This window comes from Bacillus sp. AFS018417 (assembly GCF_002560985.1).
GTDB classification, from domain to species: Bacteria; Bacillota; Bacilli; order Bacillales; family Bacillaceae_G; genus Bacillus_A; species Bacillus_A rhizoplanae.
The window spans coordinates 35150-49908 of record NZ_NTTM01000018.1; the positions used below are offsets into that span (position 1 = coordinate 35150).

Genomic DNA, 14759 nt, shown 5'->3' on the forward strand with positions numbered 1-14759 from the left:
CTGACGTTCTCTTTTCAATTACCATCATTAAATCATAGCAACCGCTTCGATTTCAATTAAAGCATCTTTAGGTAAACGAGCAACTTCAATCGCGCTTCTAGCCGGATAATTCTCGAAAAAAAATTCTCCATATACTTGATTCATCGCAGCAAAATGATTCATATCACTTAAAAAAACCGTTGTTTTTATTACCTGCTGTAAGTTTGCTCCCGCCGCTTCTATAACTTGCTTGAGATTCTCCAATGACATCCTTGTTTGCTCCTCGATCGTATCAGGCATTTCTCCGGTTTCAGGATGAATTGGTAGCTGCCCTGAAGTATACACTACATTTCCTGCTTTAATACCTTGTGAATAAGGACCGATAGCCTTGGGAGCTTCTTTGGTTACGATTGATTCTTTTATCATATTAACCACCTCTTTTTTTAATATAATCTCATTTAAACGAAATTTTGTTTCATGTTCCTCTGAAAATAAGCGCTGTACATTACACATAGCTTTCCCTATGATTCTTTACGTTCAAAATCACATTCCATAAGAGGAACCACTTTTGTTTTCTTAATGATTTTATAACCAAGCCAGAGAAGCAAGAAAATAGGAAGACCAATATACGTCGCCAGAATTTCTGCCCAGCTAATTTGATGTCCGGAAAAAAGATTCTGTCCCAAAATAAAAACTACAAAAAATAATAGCGTAATAACTGGACCCAGCGGATACCATTTGGCTTTGAACGGCAATTCATTTAAATCTCTTCCTTGTGCCACATATGCCTTACGAAAACGGTAATGACTGACGGCAATACCGAACCATTTGATAAATCCGGTAAGAGCAGAAGCATTTACTAGCCAAATAAAAACCGAACCATTCCCAAAAAGGGAAGCCAAAAAGGAGACAAGTCCTAAAATCGCCGTCGTGCATAGAGCCCACATGGGAATTCCCTTCCGGTTAAGCTGCGCAAAGATGCGTGGTGCCTTTCCTTCTTTCGCCAACGCCCATAGCATACGTGAAGACGCATACATTGCTGAATTCGCTGCTGATAAAACAGACGTAAGGAGCACGGCATTCATGACGGAAGCAGCAAATGCCAACCCAGCTCTTTGAAGAACGAGTGTGAATGGGCTGATAGAAACATTTTGAACGCCCGATTTAAGTAGGTTCGGATCTGTATAAGGGATAATCAAGCCGATAACAAAAATCGTCAACACATAAAAGATGAGGATTCGCCAAAAGATTGAACGAATCGCTTTTGGTACGTTTTTCGATGGATTATCAGTTTCACCAGCGGCCGTCGCAATCACTTCGGTTCCCTGAAATGCAAAACCGGCAACGAGCACTACACTAAAGATAGATATAAGCCCGCCATGGAAAGGAGCATCTCCTTGTGTAAAGTTACTGAGCCCAACCGCATGTCCTCCCATAATCCCAAAAATCATGGCAACCCCAATAACGAGAAACACGATGATCGAGATGACCTTAATACTGGCAAACCAGTATTCACTTTCCCCAAATGCCTTGACTGATAAAACATTTAAGATTAGCAACAACCCCAGAAATAGTGCGCTCCACAAAAGAGAAGATACGTTTGGAAACCAATACTTCATAATAAGGGTAGAGGCCACCAAATCCGCAGGAACCGTAATTGCGGTTGTATACCAATAGTTCCAACCTAACGCAAAGCCTAACGCAGGATCAACATACTTTGAGGCATAGATGTCAAAGGCCCCTGGGACCGGTAAGAAGGCCGATAGCTCTCCCAAACTATTCATGACAAAATAAACCATGATTCCGACCAGAATGAATGCAGCAAGCGCTCCTCCCGGCCCTGCAGTGCTAATCGTTGATCCGCTGGATACAAACAATCCCGTTCCAATAGCGCCGCCAATAGCCATCATCGTTAAATGTCTAGATTTCAGCTTCCGTTGTAATGATCCGTCTGAATTTCGCTTTTCAAGGACGTTACTTAACTCTGCTTCTAATTTCCCCATAGCATGACCCCCTATTTACTCATATTTCAAATACAATTTGTATGCTGGCGTATCTGGCTGTTTATCTCTCTTGTTCAATTTTTAGAAATTTCAGTTATTTAAAAAGATGTCTCTCCTTCTTTTGTCCTCACCCCTCTCTAAAAATACCGGCGAGAAAATGATATAAGCACTCTCTCTCTTGAATTTCAATTAACTTTTAATCAAGAAAAATAGTTATCTTATTAATGAAGTTAACATAATTTATATTTTTCCAACTTGCGATAAAGAGTAGACAGGCTAATCTGTAGTTCCCGAGCAATTTGTTCTTTATCATTTCGATATTTTTCAGCTAGGAAGTAGCTCTGGATCACGTCTTTTTCATATTCTGAAATCATTTGTTCTAAACTCAATCCCCTACTCTCGACTGAGAGATGATCCTTTTGAAATACATAGTCAGGTAAATCATGGAAGCCGATAATATCTGATTCGGCCATATTGACCATATATTCTACAGCGTTTTCTAGCTGCCGTATATTCCCCGGCCAGTCATAGTGTATAAGCCATTGCTCCAGCATGGGATCAAGTCTCAGTGGATACCTTTGCATGATCTTGCAATGTTTATGAATGAAATGTTCGAGATACAAGGCGATATCATCACACCGCTCTCGCAAAGGTTTAGTATGGAGGGGGATGACATTGAGACGATAGTACAAATCCTCGCGAAAGGTTCCGTTCTGCACCATTTCTTCCAGGTTTCGGTGAGTGGCCGCAATCACCCGTACATTAATCCCGATTGCTTTTTTTCCACCGATTCTTTCAATCTCTCTTTCCTGTAAAACCCGTAATAATTTTGGTTGCATAAAAAGGGGCATATCCCCAATTTCATCAAGAAAAATGGTTCCATTGTGCGCTAATTCGAATTTCCCTATTTTCCCATTCCGTCTTGAGCCGGTAAATGATCCCCCCTCATAACCAAACAACTCACTTTCCAACAAACTTTCAGGTATGGCGGCGCAATTGACAGCTACAAATGAATGCATTCGGCGCTTACTTTCAAAATGTATCGCTTTGGCTAATAATTCCTTCCCCGTACCACTATCTCCCCTAATCAGGACAGTAGATGGGCTGTTTATAATCCGTCTTGCTTTTTTAATCACATCTTGAAGCCCAGAATCTTTACCAAGAATGTTTTCAAAAGAAATGGCTTTCGGAGGGGTCGGGATATCCTCTTGAATTTTGCAACCCGTTTCTTTATTAAGGTCCAGCATTGCTAATTTATTGACTAACAATATACTGACATTGCTTAAAAACTGTATCAGCTTCTCTGCTTCTATAAGCATTTTTTCCTTTTGTTCATGGGAAAAACCAATCATGCCGATGACGCCAACTGTTTTTTCTTGCTTTACAATAGGAAAACCGATGGTAGCGAGTTCTTTGCATTGATTCACGAATTTACAACTCATGCATTGCGACTCATCTTTTTTTACATCATAGATCACTCCAGGCTCTCCTGTTTCTAATATCATTCTGAAAAAGGAGCCTTCCGGAGCCGCTTTGCCAATGAGCTCTTTATAATAGCCAGTCCCGCTAATGCGAACGCCCTTTTCATCAAGCACAGTTATATCCAAACCAAGGATTTCTGCCGTGTTCTCAGCGTAGTCTTGAATAAATTGCTGTATGCCAATAAAGCCTGCCATATTATCCTCCTTTGCTATAGCGTTATATGGAATAATAAAACCATTTTATCATGAAATAACTTACTAAGCCTTGCACAAAGAAGCGACAGCTTTTTCTATTTCACCCAGCGCATTTTTTAACATCGAACGCGAGCAAGCAATATTGAGCCTCATAAATCCTTCACCTTCCATACCGAAGATGTATCCTTCATTCATTGCAACTCGTGCTCTACGTAACATAAATTCATCCAATTCTTTAACTGAAAAACACAATTCCCGGCAATCCAGCCATACAAGGTATGTGCCTTCTGGCTGGATGACGTTGATTTGCGGAATATTGTTGCTGAAGTAACTCAGAGTGTACTCCAAATTCCCCTGCAAATATTCAAGGAGTTGATCCAGCCATTCTTCTCCATAGCGGTAAGCAGCCTCTAACGCAACAACGCCAAATATGTTTGGCGAACCAATGGATAATGTATGAAGTTCTTGATCGTACCTATCGCGCAGTTGCTGATTTGGAATAATAATACTTGCCGTCTGCACACCCATCAGGTTAAAAGTTTTGCTTGGCGCAATGCAGGTAAGGGAGTGATTCGCAAACTCTTCTGCAATAGACGCAAAAGGAATGTGAGTATGTGGTTTATAAACAAAATCAAAATGAATTTCATCTGCTACAACAAGAATGCTATGCTTCATACAAAGCTGTCCCAATCTCGTCAATTCTTCTTTGCTCCATACCCTTCCGATTGGGTTATGAGGACTACATAGAATCAACATTTTTACCGTTGAATCTATCTTTGCCTCTAAATCTTCAAAATCCATGGAATAACGCCCATTTTCAAACATAAGCGGGTTGTTTACAATTTCACGGCCGTTCGCTTCGATTACACGGGCAAAATGATGATATACAGGCGGTTGGATAATAATTTTGTCCCCTGGTTTCGTAAAAGACTGAATCGCCAACGATAAGGCCGGAATCACGCCTGGGCTGTGGGTAATCCATTCTTTTTCAACGGACCATCGATGTCTTCTTTCTAACCAGCCAGCAATGGATTCCATATACGAGTCTGATCTAAGTGCGTAGCCATATACACCGTGCTCCACCCGCTGTTTTAACGCTTCGATAACAGGCTGCGGAGACTGGAAATCCATATCGGCCACCCACATCGGAATAACATCCTTTACACCAAATTTATTTTCAAGACTATCCCATTTCTCGCAGTCAGTGCCCAAGCGACAGATTTCTTGGTCAAAGTTATATTTCATCAAGTATCTCTCCTTCTCATGTTTGCTTATGCATCCTACCTCTTTACGTAATTTATATAAGCAATTATCATGCCAACTTATTCCCCTTATAAAATCGCCTTATTTTTATAGAATTTCTTGATTGAATTCCGAATACTGCGATGCTAATTTTGAAAACCCTTTCATTTCAAGTGTTAACAAATTTGCAATCATGGTAAATATTTTCGCATGTATGATAAAATCCAAAGATTGCATTTAAGCATCTCTAGTGGATAGCATCTTCTTCTGTTTCATCCATTCCTCATAACCGCCCACAAGGCTTTGTACTTCTTTAAAACCATGAACTTGCAGAAGGCTTGCAGCGATAGCAGATCTTCCGCCAGTTTTGCAATAAACTAAAATTGGTTTATCATGCGGAATGTTGTGTGCCTGTTCCTGCAGATGACCGAGCATCACATGCTTCGCTTGCGGAATATGGCCTTCCTCCCACTCGCCCATGCTTCGGACATCAAGTATATATATGCGTTCTGTATGAAGAACGCCAGCTATCTTGTCCATTGTCACTTCTTCATACTTCATCACACGCGAATCAGCCTCGTCTGCCTGCTCAATGACATATGGTTCCATCGTTGCAACAATTCGATCCAATCCAATGGACTGGAGATCATTCACAATATCTCCCACATCAGCATTGCTTGCTAAAAGATATATAGGCTGATTATAATCCAACAGCCATCCCGCCCAAGTTACAAATGATTTATTATAAGGGATATTAATCACGCCCCGTATATGCTTAGCGGCAAATTCACTGGCTGGACGCGTATCAATGACAATGCCCTGTTTCGTCCATTCTTGTACAATATCTATCGAAACCTTCATACGAAACGGTACCGCTATTCTTTGGATTTGCTGCGTTCCCTCTTTATTCAACCGCTTCATCATTGAAAAATAAGGGGGCGCCTCCGGCTGTCCAACCAACAGCGCTTCTATAAAGCGATCCTCATTTTCATATTGCAAGGCCCAATTTGTCTGTTTTTCATAGCCGATGGTTGACGACGGGATTGCTCCTAACGCTTTTCCACAGGCACTGCCCGCTCCATGTCCTGGCCATACTTGCAGATAGTCAGGAAGATTTTTAAACTGCTGTAGAGACCGATACATCATGCGTGCCATTTTTTCTGAGGAACCGTGTACCCCTGCGGCTTTTTCTAATAAATCAGGACGCCCCACGTCACCGACAAACACAAAATCTCCCGTAAATATACCAATCGGCTCCTTGGTAGATGCACTGCCATCTGTTACGAGCAGTGATATATGTTCAGGAGTGTGTCCTGGTGTATGCATCACCCCAAAATTGATATTTCCAATGGCAAACACATCTCCATTTCTCAAAAAACAGTGTTTATACCCAGATGCATACTCGTATCTCCAGTTCGCTCCTCCTTCATCAGACAAATACAATGTGGCTCCAAGCCTTGAAGCTAGCTCCTGCGAACCAGACAAAAAGTCCGCGTGGATGTGTGTTTCCGTTACACCCACAATCCGCACGCCATGAGCTCTTGCCGTTTTTATGTAAGGTTCTATATTACGTGACGGATCAACAATGATCGCTTCGCCGGTATCCTGACACCCCACAAGGTATGAAGCTTGAGCTAGTTTCTCATCATAAAAGTATTTGAGTAGCATAAGTCATCCTCCTTTTAAGTGCTAGCCTACTTTGATTTTGTTTTGTTATGACCATCAGAAACATGATCACATGATACCTTTAAGCATCCCCCTCCAATACATAACGGGAAGGAAGTTTCTCTTCAACACATACATACTGAACCTCTCGCGTGACTGATTAATAGGGAAGGTTTCTTGCGGCTGTAAATCATAATTGAATTCAGCCAGTATAAGCCGTCCATATCCGGTAACAAGCGGACAAGATGTATAGCCGTCATATTTATGAACCATTGGTTTCGCATGCATACGATGAAGTAAATTTTGCACAAGCACGGGCGCTTGTTTACGAATCGCAGCCCCCGTTTTCGACGTAGGCAGGTTGGTGCAGTCCCCAATGCCAAATACATTGTCAAAGCATTGATGTTGCAGCGTATATTGGTCTACATTCAGCCAACCATTACTTGCCGCAAGCGGGCTGTTCTTGATAAAATCAGGGGCGCTCATCGGTGGTACCACATGAATCATGTCATATTGCATATTTACAAGCTCTTTTGTGTTCAAATTTTCGAATGTCGCTCGTTTTTTTTCACCATCAATTTCAATGAGATGGTGCATAAACCATGTCTCGATTTCTTTTCGTTCAATTATTTTGTTTAATGCTTGTTCATATTTTTTCACATTGAATATGGATGGGTTGCCTGAAACAAAAATAACTGAAGATTGTGGGCGCACTCCTGATTTTCTGAAATAATCTTCCGCCAAATACATGATTTTTTGAGGGGCTCCACCACATTTCACCGGAGTGTTCGGATTGGTAAAGATAGAAGTTCCCCCTTTGAAGGTGCGAATTGCTTCCCATGTGCTATCAACATAATCATAGGAATAATTACTACATACCCCATTCTTTCCAATACTTTCTTTTAACCCTTTGATTTTATGCCAGTCAATTTGAATCCCGGCCGCAACAACTAGATACTCATAGTGCAGTTTCTTTCCAGATGCTGTTATAACAGCATTTTCATCTGGCTGAAATGTGGTAACCGCATCCTGCACCCACACCGCTCCGCTCGGAATAACGGACGCTTCCTCCCTTTGCGTGACAGTTTTATCAACTTCGCCAGCTCCGACAAGCGTCCATAACGGCTGATAATAATGTTTCGTCGCCGGATCAATGATAGCAATATTTCCACTCAGGAGGCGTGATTCACGCAGAAAACGGGCTGCAACCGTAATTCCGGCACTCCCACCGCCCACAATCAAAATCTTGTAATGTGTCTTATTCTTCACATTTTCTATTCGAATCACCTCATCTCAATTTTAGTAAAACAGCTCATAAATCTAAGACTTCGGCATTAATAATCAGCATGTAGATGGCGACCAACATAACCACACCGGAAAATACATAATTGAGTATGCGCTGCTGTTTACTTAAGCGCGCCGCCAGCCAGGCACCCACCAGCCCGCCGCCAACTCCACCTCCAACAAACGCGAACATAATCCACCAGTTTACAAGCCCGGATAAGCTGTAGCTTACCGCTGTTGTAAGTCCAAATGTACCGACCGACACCAGGGAAGATCCAATTGCAGAAATCATCGGCATTTTCGCTGCAAAGATCAAACCGGGAACAATCAAAAATCCACCGCCAATCCCGAAAAAACCGGATAACAGTCCCACCAGAATAGCCATGATGATCAGCTGTGGCATTTTCACTTGATTTTTAAGATCGTCTGCTTGACTCCTCGTTTTCTTTGGCATAGCCATTTTTACAGCCATAACAATCATCAGAATGGCAAAAAGAAACAACAACTGTTTACCAGGTATCAGCTTTCCGATAGTTGATCCCGCATAGGCACCAAGAGCACCAGAGACGGCAAAAACAATCGCCTCTTTCCACTGCACGTGGCCGGCCCGTGCATGTGGAATAAGATTTGCATAGGCATTTATGGCAACGGCTGACGCTGTCGTGCCAATTACCACATGAGGATCATTCATACCAACAACGTAAAGCAAAAGAGGAACAGCAAGAATTGATCCACCTCCGCCGAGCAAACCAAGTACGAATCCGACAATAGTTCCTGACACAATGGAGAGGAGCACTTGAATCGTTGTCATTCTTTTCTGAGACTCTCACCAACAAAGCAGAGTAGTTGACGATTCATCTCCTCCCTCCTTTCTCTATTTACTCATCATTTATATAAAGCAAAAACCATGCCAACTAAATTCCCCTGTAAAACCGCTTGATTTGCACACTGCACTCTTTTTAAATTCCCAATTTTGCTATCATTCATATTAAAAAAGCCTTTATCATCAAGCTTAAAGCCTCCCTAGAACTAGGAACTATTTTTGCATCTGTGATAAAGTGAAACTTTCATCAGTGGGGTTTTTTATCCCCCATCAATCTCCCTCGCTTCTCTCTGAATCTTGAGGTGGGGGTCTTACTGCCCGCAAATAGCGGGATAACTCCTCTGGAATCCGCTTTCCGATCAGATCTTGATAGTAACGGATTTCACTAATCCTTGTTCCATGCTCATCCAGTAATGTCACATCCAAGCCTAATACTTCTGCTAAATCCTTGGCACATGAGTCAACGAACTTCTGGATATGGGTTAAACTCGCCATTTTCCACTCCTGTTTCGTAGCAAAAATTCTTTCAAGGTATTATTTATATTACAAGAGAAGTTATTTAAAGAGATTAATTTCCATTTATTAAATACTTTATAGACTTAGATTGGCTTAGGAGTATACCCTACATAGTGATCGCGGGCTGAAAAAATGCCTTCTTTTTGTAAAGATTCAAATACCCGAAACTTGCGGAGTTGTTTTCCATAAACATGGATGGTTATCGCCGTTTGATCGCCCTCAGTTTCAAGGATGTGACAATCCGCTGGGGGCAGGAGTTTGCCAGTCATTTGCTGATTTACAATCAATGTATCAGTTTGTTTAAGTTTTACTAAATTTTCTGAAACCTCCTCCACTCGAAGATAGTTCGTCACCTTGATCTGTCCAGTCACAACCCCTTCGGCTCCCCACGTGCCATCGTGATCATGGAGTGAAGTTTTCTGCCCCGGCTTCCAGACAAATGCCATGATCTCAAAACGATTCTGCGGATCGCAGTATAGGGAATAGCGGGCATAACCTTCCGAGCTGGGCTTGCGCTTTTCTGGAGGGAGCCAGGATGTGGTACGAAGCAGCTCACCGAGTAAACGTTCTGCCTCTTCCACCCGAACGGCATCACTCTCAGTTCTCTCGATTACCCATGTCATATCTCGAATAAAATCGATCAGTGTATATTCCTTCGTTTGATTTGTCATGATACATGGTCCTCCTATGATGGATAATTTCTTTAATGTTTTTACTTTCATATAACTATTTATCAAAAAGCATGCCACCGATAAAAAAACACAGGAATGCTCACTATATTCCACCCTTTTACCTGATATTATTGAAATCTTGAGATAAATCTTTTCCATAACCACTATCGATACCTTGGTTAATTCTTTAATATGAGAAATCTTTATCTCAGGTTTAAAAAATAATTCCGCTAATATCAAGAAAGAAAAATGACATTATACAAGGGTCTCTATTACAATATAGATTCAATTCTTTACATGACTGATAGATAAGTTCAAAAAACTGGTCCAGATCAGTTACTTTAGTAGAGCTATCTTTATTGCCACAGCCATTATGATAATGGAAAAGAGGAAAAAAATTGTTTGCTTGTGTATAAGTTTTCCAATATTAGAACCAATAAAGCACCGATTGAACAATTAGGAATAGGAAAAAATATTGTGGGTTTCTAACAGATATGACCTGTTATTGCATGCGGGATTATAGTTAAATAAAAATTGTATTTCTTCACATATTTCATAAGTTCCATTTTTTATTTCTCCTTGAAGCAAAAAAGTTATATCATTCTTCTCTACTAAATGTACAAAGGATAGAGGTGATTCTATCCCTAAAGGCTGTATAGTGCCTATGCAAAAAACAAGTTGATAGAATTGGTGATTTTGAATATGTCGCCAATAAATATTGAGTGACTACTCAATATTTATTGGCTTCAGATTAATGCGGGTGATACAGATTGTTGTAACCATGATTATCGTTAAATATAAATGTCAAAGTAGAGCGGCTCTATTAGAGTTTCAGTTTTGGATGTGTTTGGAAGCAGTGCCGAAATCTTTTTAGATAGGCGTCCTCCCAATTAAATACTAGTAAATGATTATCTATACTAATTTTCCACTTGCCTCTACGATTTGATTGAAAAACTGTTCAACCTCTTCCTGGCTTTTTCCGAGTTTACTTACAAAGCGATTAAGTTCCTTCCCTTCTTGAAAAGCAATAAAGCTTGGGATTCCGTACACATCTAGCTTCTCTAATAGTTCCGGAAAATGATCTCGATTTACTGCGATCATATCTATTTTTTCTTTATACGCTTCTTCCACAATTGGCATGAATAAATCGGTATGCTGACAGTCTGGGCACCATTCAACATAAAATTTGGCAACAACTGGTTTTGCTGATAAAATCGCCTCATCAAACTCTTGTCTTGTTTTGATCTCTTTCATAATTACATTCCTCCCTATATTTTGTTCTCAATGTTATACTGATTGTCTTCACTACTTGATCGCTCTCTTGCATCAAGATATCTTTCGCAATCCAGAGCAGCCATACAACCACTTCCTGCAGCAGTAATTGCTTGGCGGTATTTATGATCTTGAATATCCCCGCATGCAAATACACCGGGAATATTTGTTTCTGTTGTACCAGGATTCACGATGATATATCCCATATCGTCCGTTTTGATTTGATTGCCTAAAAAAGACGTGTTCGGTTTATGCCCGATTGCTATGAAAATACCATCAGATTCCAGAATTTCATTTTTTCCGGTTTCGCTGTTTTTTACTTTCAAGCCAGTAACGTGTCGTTCTCCTGCAATAACTTCTTCAGGAATGTAATTTAAACTCCAAGTAATTTTCGGATTATTTTTGGCGCGATCTTGCATAATTTTGGAAGCGCGAAGCTCCTTTCTGCGGTGAACAACACGAACCTCCGAAGCAAACTTCGTTAAAAAATTTGCTTCTTCCATAGCTGAATCTCCGCCGCCTACAACGATAATTTTCTTTCCCCTAAAGAAAAATCCATCACACGTTGCACAGGTGCTTACCCCACGCCCAATATTTTCCCTTTCTCCTGGAATATCCAAAAGTTTCGCAGAAGCACCCGTTGCAATGATTAAAGATTGCGTTTTAAGCTCCCCTATTCCTTCCACCGTTAAGGTAAAAGGGTTATTAGAAAAGTCGACTTTTCTAACCCATCCCCTTTTAAACTTTGCTCCAAAACACTCAGCTTGCTTACGCATGTTCTGCATTAACTCTCGCCCCATAATCCCTTCAGGAAAACCAGGGAAATTCTCAACACCTGTCGTCAAAGTCAATTGCCCCCCTGGTTCAGGTCCTTCAATGACTAAAGGACTTATGTTAGCACGTGCTAGATAGATTGCTGCGGTCAACCCAGCAGGGCCAGTCCCTAGAATAACGGTTTTATACATCACTTACCTCCTCGTTATACTAATCTCTTATTCATGAATATTTATAAGCAATTCCCATGCCAATTTTTAATATTCTGTAAAATCACTATTTTCATAACCGTTATATAGGTTAATCAGTCCCATTTCCTATCATGATTGAGAAAAATCTTTTCAAGATTAAGAAAAAACATCTTAAGACAATTTCATCAAAATTTGAATTTAAGTTATTTGAAATTCCCTTCCAAAACATGTATCATTTCATTTTTTCTTAAACAGCGACCACCAATGTTAAACAGCAATGGTTTGATTGGCTCCGCATGTAATGAGTTATTCTATCTATTTTGTTTGTATATCGGTAACAAGAACTCCATTTTGGTGCTTTATTTCCTTTAATTAAGGACTTACTGCCTGTCCTATATTAAATATAAAATGAGCGATTATGACTGCTAATAAACCGATTAAGTATTGAATGAAAATCAAAGGGAGAATCCATTTCGCTCACTTTATCCAAGGCATTCCCGCAATTGCCAATCCGGCCATCAGTGTACCACCTGTCGGAAAAATTATATTTCCAAGACCATCCGCAAATGAAAAGGATAATACTACTGTTTGGCGTGTAATGGCACTAAATCTGCAAGCAGTGCCATAATAGGCGCACTCATGGCACCGGGTACGGCAAAAATGATTGCCACTTTCCAGCCAGCTCGTACGTGTGGAATAAGATTTGCATAGGCATTTATGGTAACGGCTGACACTGTCGTGCCAATTACCACATGCGGATCTTTCATCCCAACAACGTAAAGCAAAAGAGGAACAACAAGAATTGATTCACCTCCGCCGAGCAAACCAAGTACGAATCCGACAATGATTCCTGAAACAATAGAGAGGAACACTTGAATCATTGTTATTCTTTCCTGAGACTCTCACCACCAAAGGAGAGTAGTCGGTGATTTATTTCCTTCCTCCTTTCTCTATTTACTCATCATTTATATAAAGCAAAAACCATGCCAACTAATTTCTCCTGTAAAACCGCTTGGTTTGCACACTTCATTATTTGGAAATTCCTAATTTTGCTATCGTTCATATTGAAAAAGCCCTTATCATCAAGCTTAAGGTCTTCCTAGGACTAGGAACTATTTTTGCATCTATGATAAACACATCAAGATATTTCTATAAAGTGATTCTCTAACATATTAGTTAACAAGAATTTTTCTTAGGTTTCATATAACTGAACATTGTTAATGCGCTACCTCTAATAGGTGTAGCGCCATTATTTCGCAGATTTTGTACGCAAATGCTCCCCCTTGTTACATAAAGAAGCTGTAGTATGAGTACCAAAGACAGACGTTTATAGTACTTTATATGTTTCTACCAAAATAGAATGAAATATAGTTAAAAGGTACAGTTTATATTTTAGTATGAGTAAAAAGAGAGGATGTTCGTCTCTATATTGAGCGAACAATCCTCTCTTCATGAAAAAGTAATTAACGTACGAAATTCGAGCAATTGAGCCTCTCCCCCTCCGATACATTAATTCATTTCCGTTTTTCAACATCTCCTATATTTAGGCCGTCGTTAATAGTATGATATTTTTTCAAAATCACTAAATTCTTATTTATAAACATTTTTCAGGATCAATTTCAATAAACTCCCATTGTCCTTGAGTATTCTTTTTATATTGTGCTGTCAAAATATCTGTATGATTTGTTAGCTGAAAAAAAACAAATCGATATTTATTCCCATCAGTTCCAATGACATCAATTTGTTTCGTATAACCTTCTTGCTTTGTCGGAAGTCTTTCTTTTACAAGTTTACACCAATTCCCGTATTCGGCATCAACAACCGCTTCAGCATTATGTTGCCAAAGATGATAAGCTGCGCATAAAAAGTCTTCACCGTACAATGTTATATCAGCAATTTTGCAAGAATTTTTTTCCTTTTCAATATAAATATAACCATAATAATAAGCAAAATATGTTACCCCTTTAGCTGAACCTTCAATTGTTTCAATTTCAATAAAATAACGTTTTTTATTCGGATAGTTTTTATCTTTATGTAAGCTTGCTAGTTTTATCAAATTAATATGTCCGATTCCTTCGAATGAATGAAAATATCTGTTATAAGAAATTCTTTCTTGATATTTACTTGTAAAAAAATTATAAGCAATTGGATACGGTATTTTTGACATTCCAACAGTTCCGCATCCTCCACTTTTATCTTTTGTAAGATTTTCAGCTTCTCGTAAAACACTGAAATAATTAATAATTGTATTTTCTGGTGAATTCATAAGCAACGGAGAAAGAACGATTTGATCGTATTTTTTGTTAAAGAAAATATCAAAAAATTGATAATTAAACCGATTGTTAAGAACAGCAAAACATGATGGACGAAAGTATTTTTCGATATTTTCATCTCTTTGCATTCTTTCATCACTTTGCTCGTTTCCTTCTCTACATTTTTGTTTTTGAAGGATCCCCCCCATAACCATTGCACATTTATTTAAGTTTTGGTCTTTTACAAATCGTCGAAAAAAAGGAAATTTATTACCCTTTATATTTAATAACTTCATAATCCCCCTCCATTCCAACCTTTTGTAGATTCTAAAAAATAATATATGATTTTACTATCCCATTATTGAACTACCCTCACCTAAAATCCTAACGAATTTTTGAGGAAGGGGATTC

The 14759-nt window shown here is 39.5% G+C and carries 12 protein-coding genes and 2 pseudogenes; all 14 read right to left on the minus strand.

Translation table 11 applies throughout. The features are described 5' to 3' along the window. Positions 1-27: 27 nt before the first annotated feature. Complete coding sequence (locus CN326_RS09575) at positions 28-405, minus strand: RidA family protein (protein WP_098308671.1); 378 nt, start codon at positions 403-405, stop codon at positions 28-30. 95 nt (positions 406-500) lie between these two features. Then, complete coding sequence (locus CN326_RS09580) at positions 501-1982, minus strand: amino acid permease (RefSeq protein ID WP_098308646.1); 1482 nt, start codon at positions 1980-1982, stop codon at positions 501-503. A gap of 230 nt (positions 1983-2212) precedes the next feature. Then, positions 2213-3658: a sigma-54 interaction domain-containing protein gene (locus CN326_RS09585; RefSeq protein WP_098308648.1), complete on the minus strand. Its 1446-nt coding sequence runs from the start codon at positions 3656-3658 to the stop codon at positions 2213-2215. Positions 3659-3721: 63 nt separating this feature from the next. Beyond that, positions 3722-4903: a MalY/PatB family protein gene (locus CN326_RS09590; protein WP_098308651.1), complete on the minus strand. Its 1182-nt coding sequence runs from the start codon at positions 4901-4903 to the stop codon at positions 3722-3724. Between the two features lie 234 nt (positions 4904-5137). Continuing rightward, positions 5138-6568, minus strand: coding sequence for an MBL fold metallo-hydrolase (locus CN326_RS09595; RefSeq protein ID WP_098308653.1), 1431 nt, complete (start codon positions 6566-6568; stop codon positions 5138-5140). A 66-nt stretch (positions 6569-6634) separates the two neighbouring features. After that, complete coding sequence (locus CN326_RS09600; protein ID WP_098308655.1) at positions 6635-7834, minus strand: FAD/NAD(P)-binding oxidoreductase; 1200 nt, start codon at positions 7832-7834, stop codon at positions 6635-6637. 43 nt (positions 7835-7877) lie between these two features. Next, positions 7878-8660, minus strand: a complete 783-nt coding sequence (locus CN326_RS09605) for a sulfite exporter TauE/SafE family protein (protein ID WP_098308657.1) — start codon at positions 8658-8660, stop codon at positions 7878-7880. Between the two features lie 282 nt (positions 8661-8942). Further along, positions 8943-9167 carry a hypothetical protein gene (locus CN326_RS24580; protein ID WP_176524574.1) on the minus strand — a complete coding sequence of 75 codons (225 nt, stop codon included), beginning with the start codon at positions 9165-9167 and terminating at the stop codon, positions 8943-8945. Between the two features lie 104 nt (positions 9168-9271). Further along, the gene (locus tag CN326_RS09615) at positions 9272-9859 is read right to left on the minus strand and encodes a cysteine dioxygenase family protein (RefSeq protein WP_176524576.1); all 588 of its coding nucleotides are present in this window, start codon (positions 9857-9859) and stop codon (positions 9272-9274) included. A 912-nt stretch (positions 9860-10771) separates the two neighbouring features. After that, on the minus strand, positions 10772-11113 hold the full coding sequence (locus tag CN326_RS09620; protein WP_098308661.1) for a thioredoxin family protein: 342 nt from the start codon (positions 11111-11113) through the stop codon (positions 10772-10774). Positions 11114-11127: 14 nt separating this feature from the next. After that, positions 11128-12096, minus strand: coding sequence for a thioredoxin-disulfide reductase (trxB, locus tag CN326_RS09625; protein ID WP_098308663.1), 969 nt, complete (start codon positions 12094-12096; stop codon positions 11128-11130). Between the two features lie 372 nt (positions 12097-12468). Then, positions 12469-12737: pseudogene (locus tag CN326_RS25050) on the minus strand (hypothetical protein); the annotation flags it as partial. Positions 12738-12755: 18 nt separating this feature from the next. Continuing rightward, positions 12756-12977, minus strand: a pseudogene (locus CN326_RS25055) (TSUP family transporter); the annotation flags it as partial. Between the two features lie 713 nt (positions 12978-13690). Further along, complete coding sequence (locus tag CN326_RS09635; protein WP_255258116.1) at positions 13691-14644, minus strand: hypothetical protein; 954 nt, start codon at positions 14642-14644, stop codon at positions 13691-13693. Positions 14645-14759 lie beyond the last annotated feature (115 nt).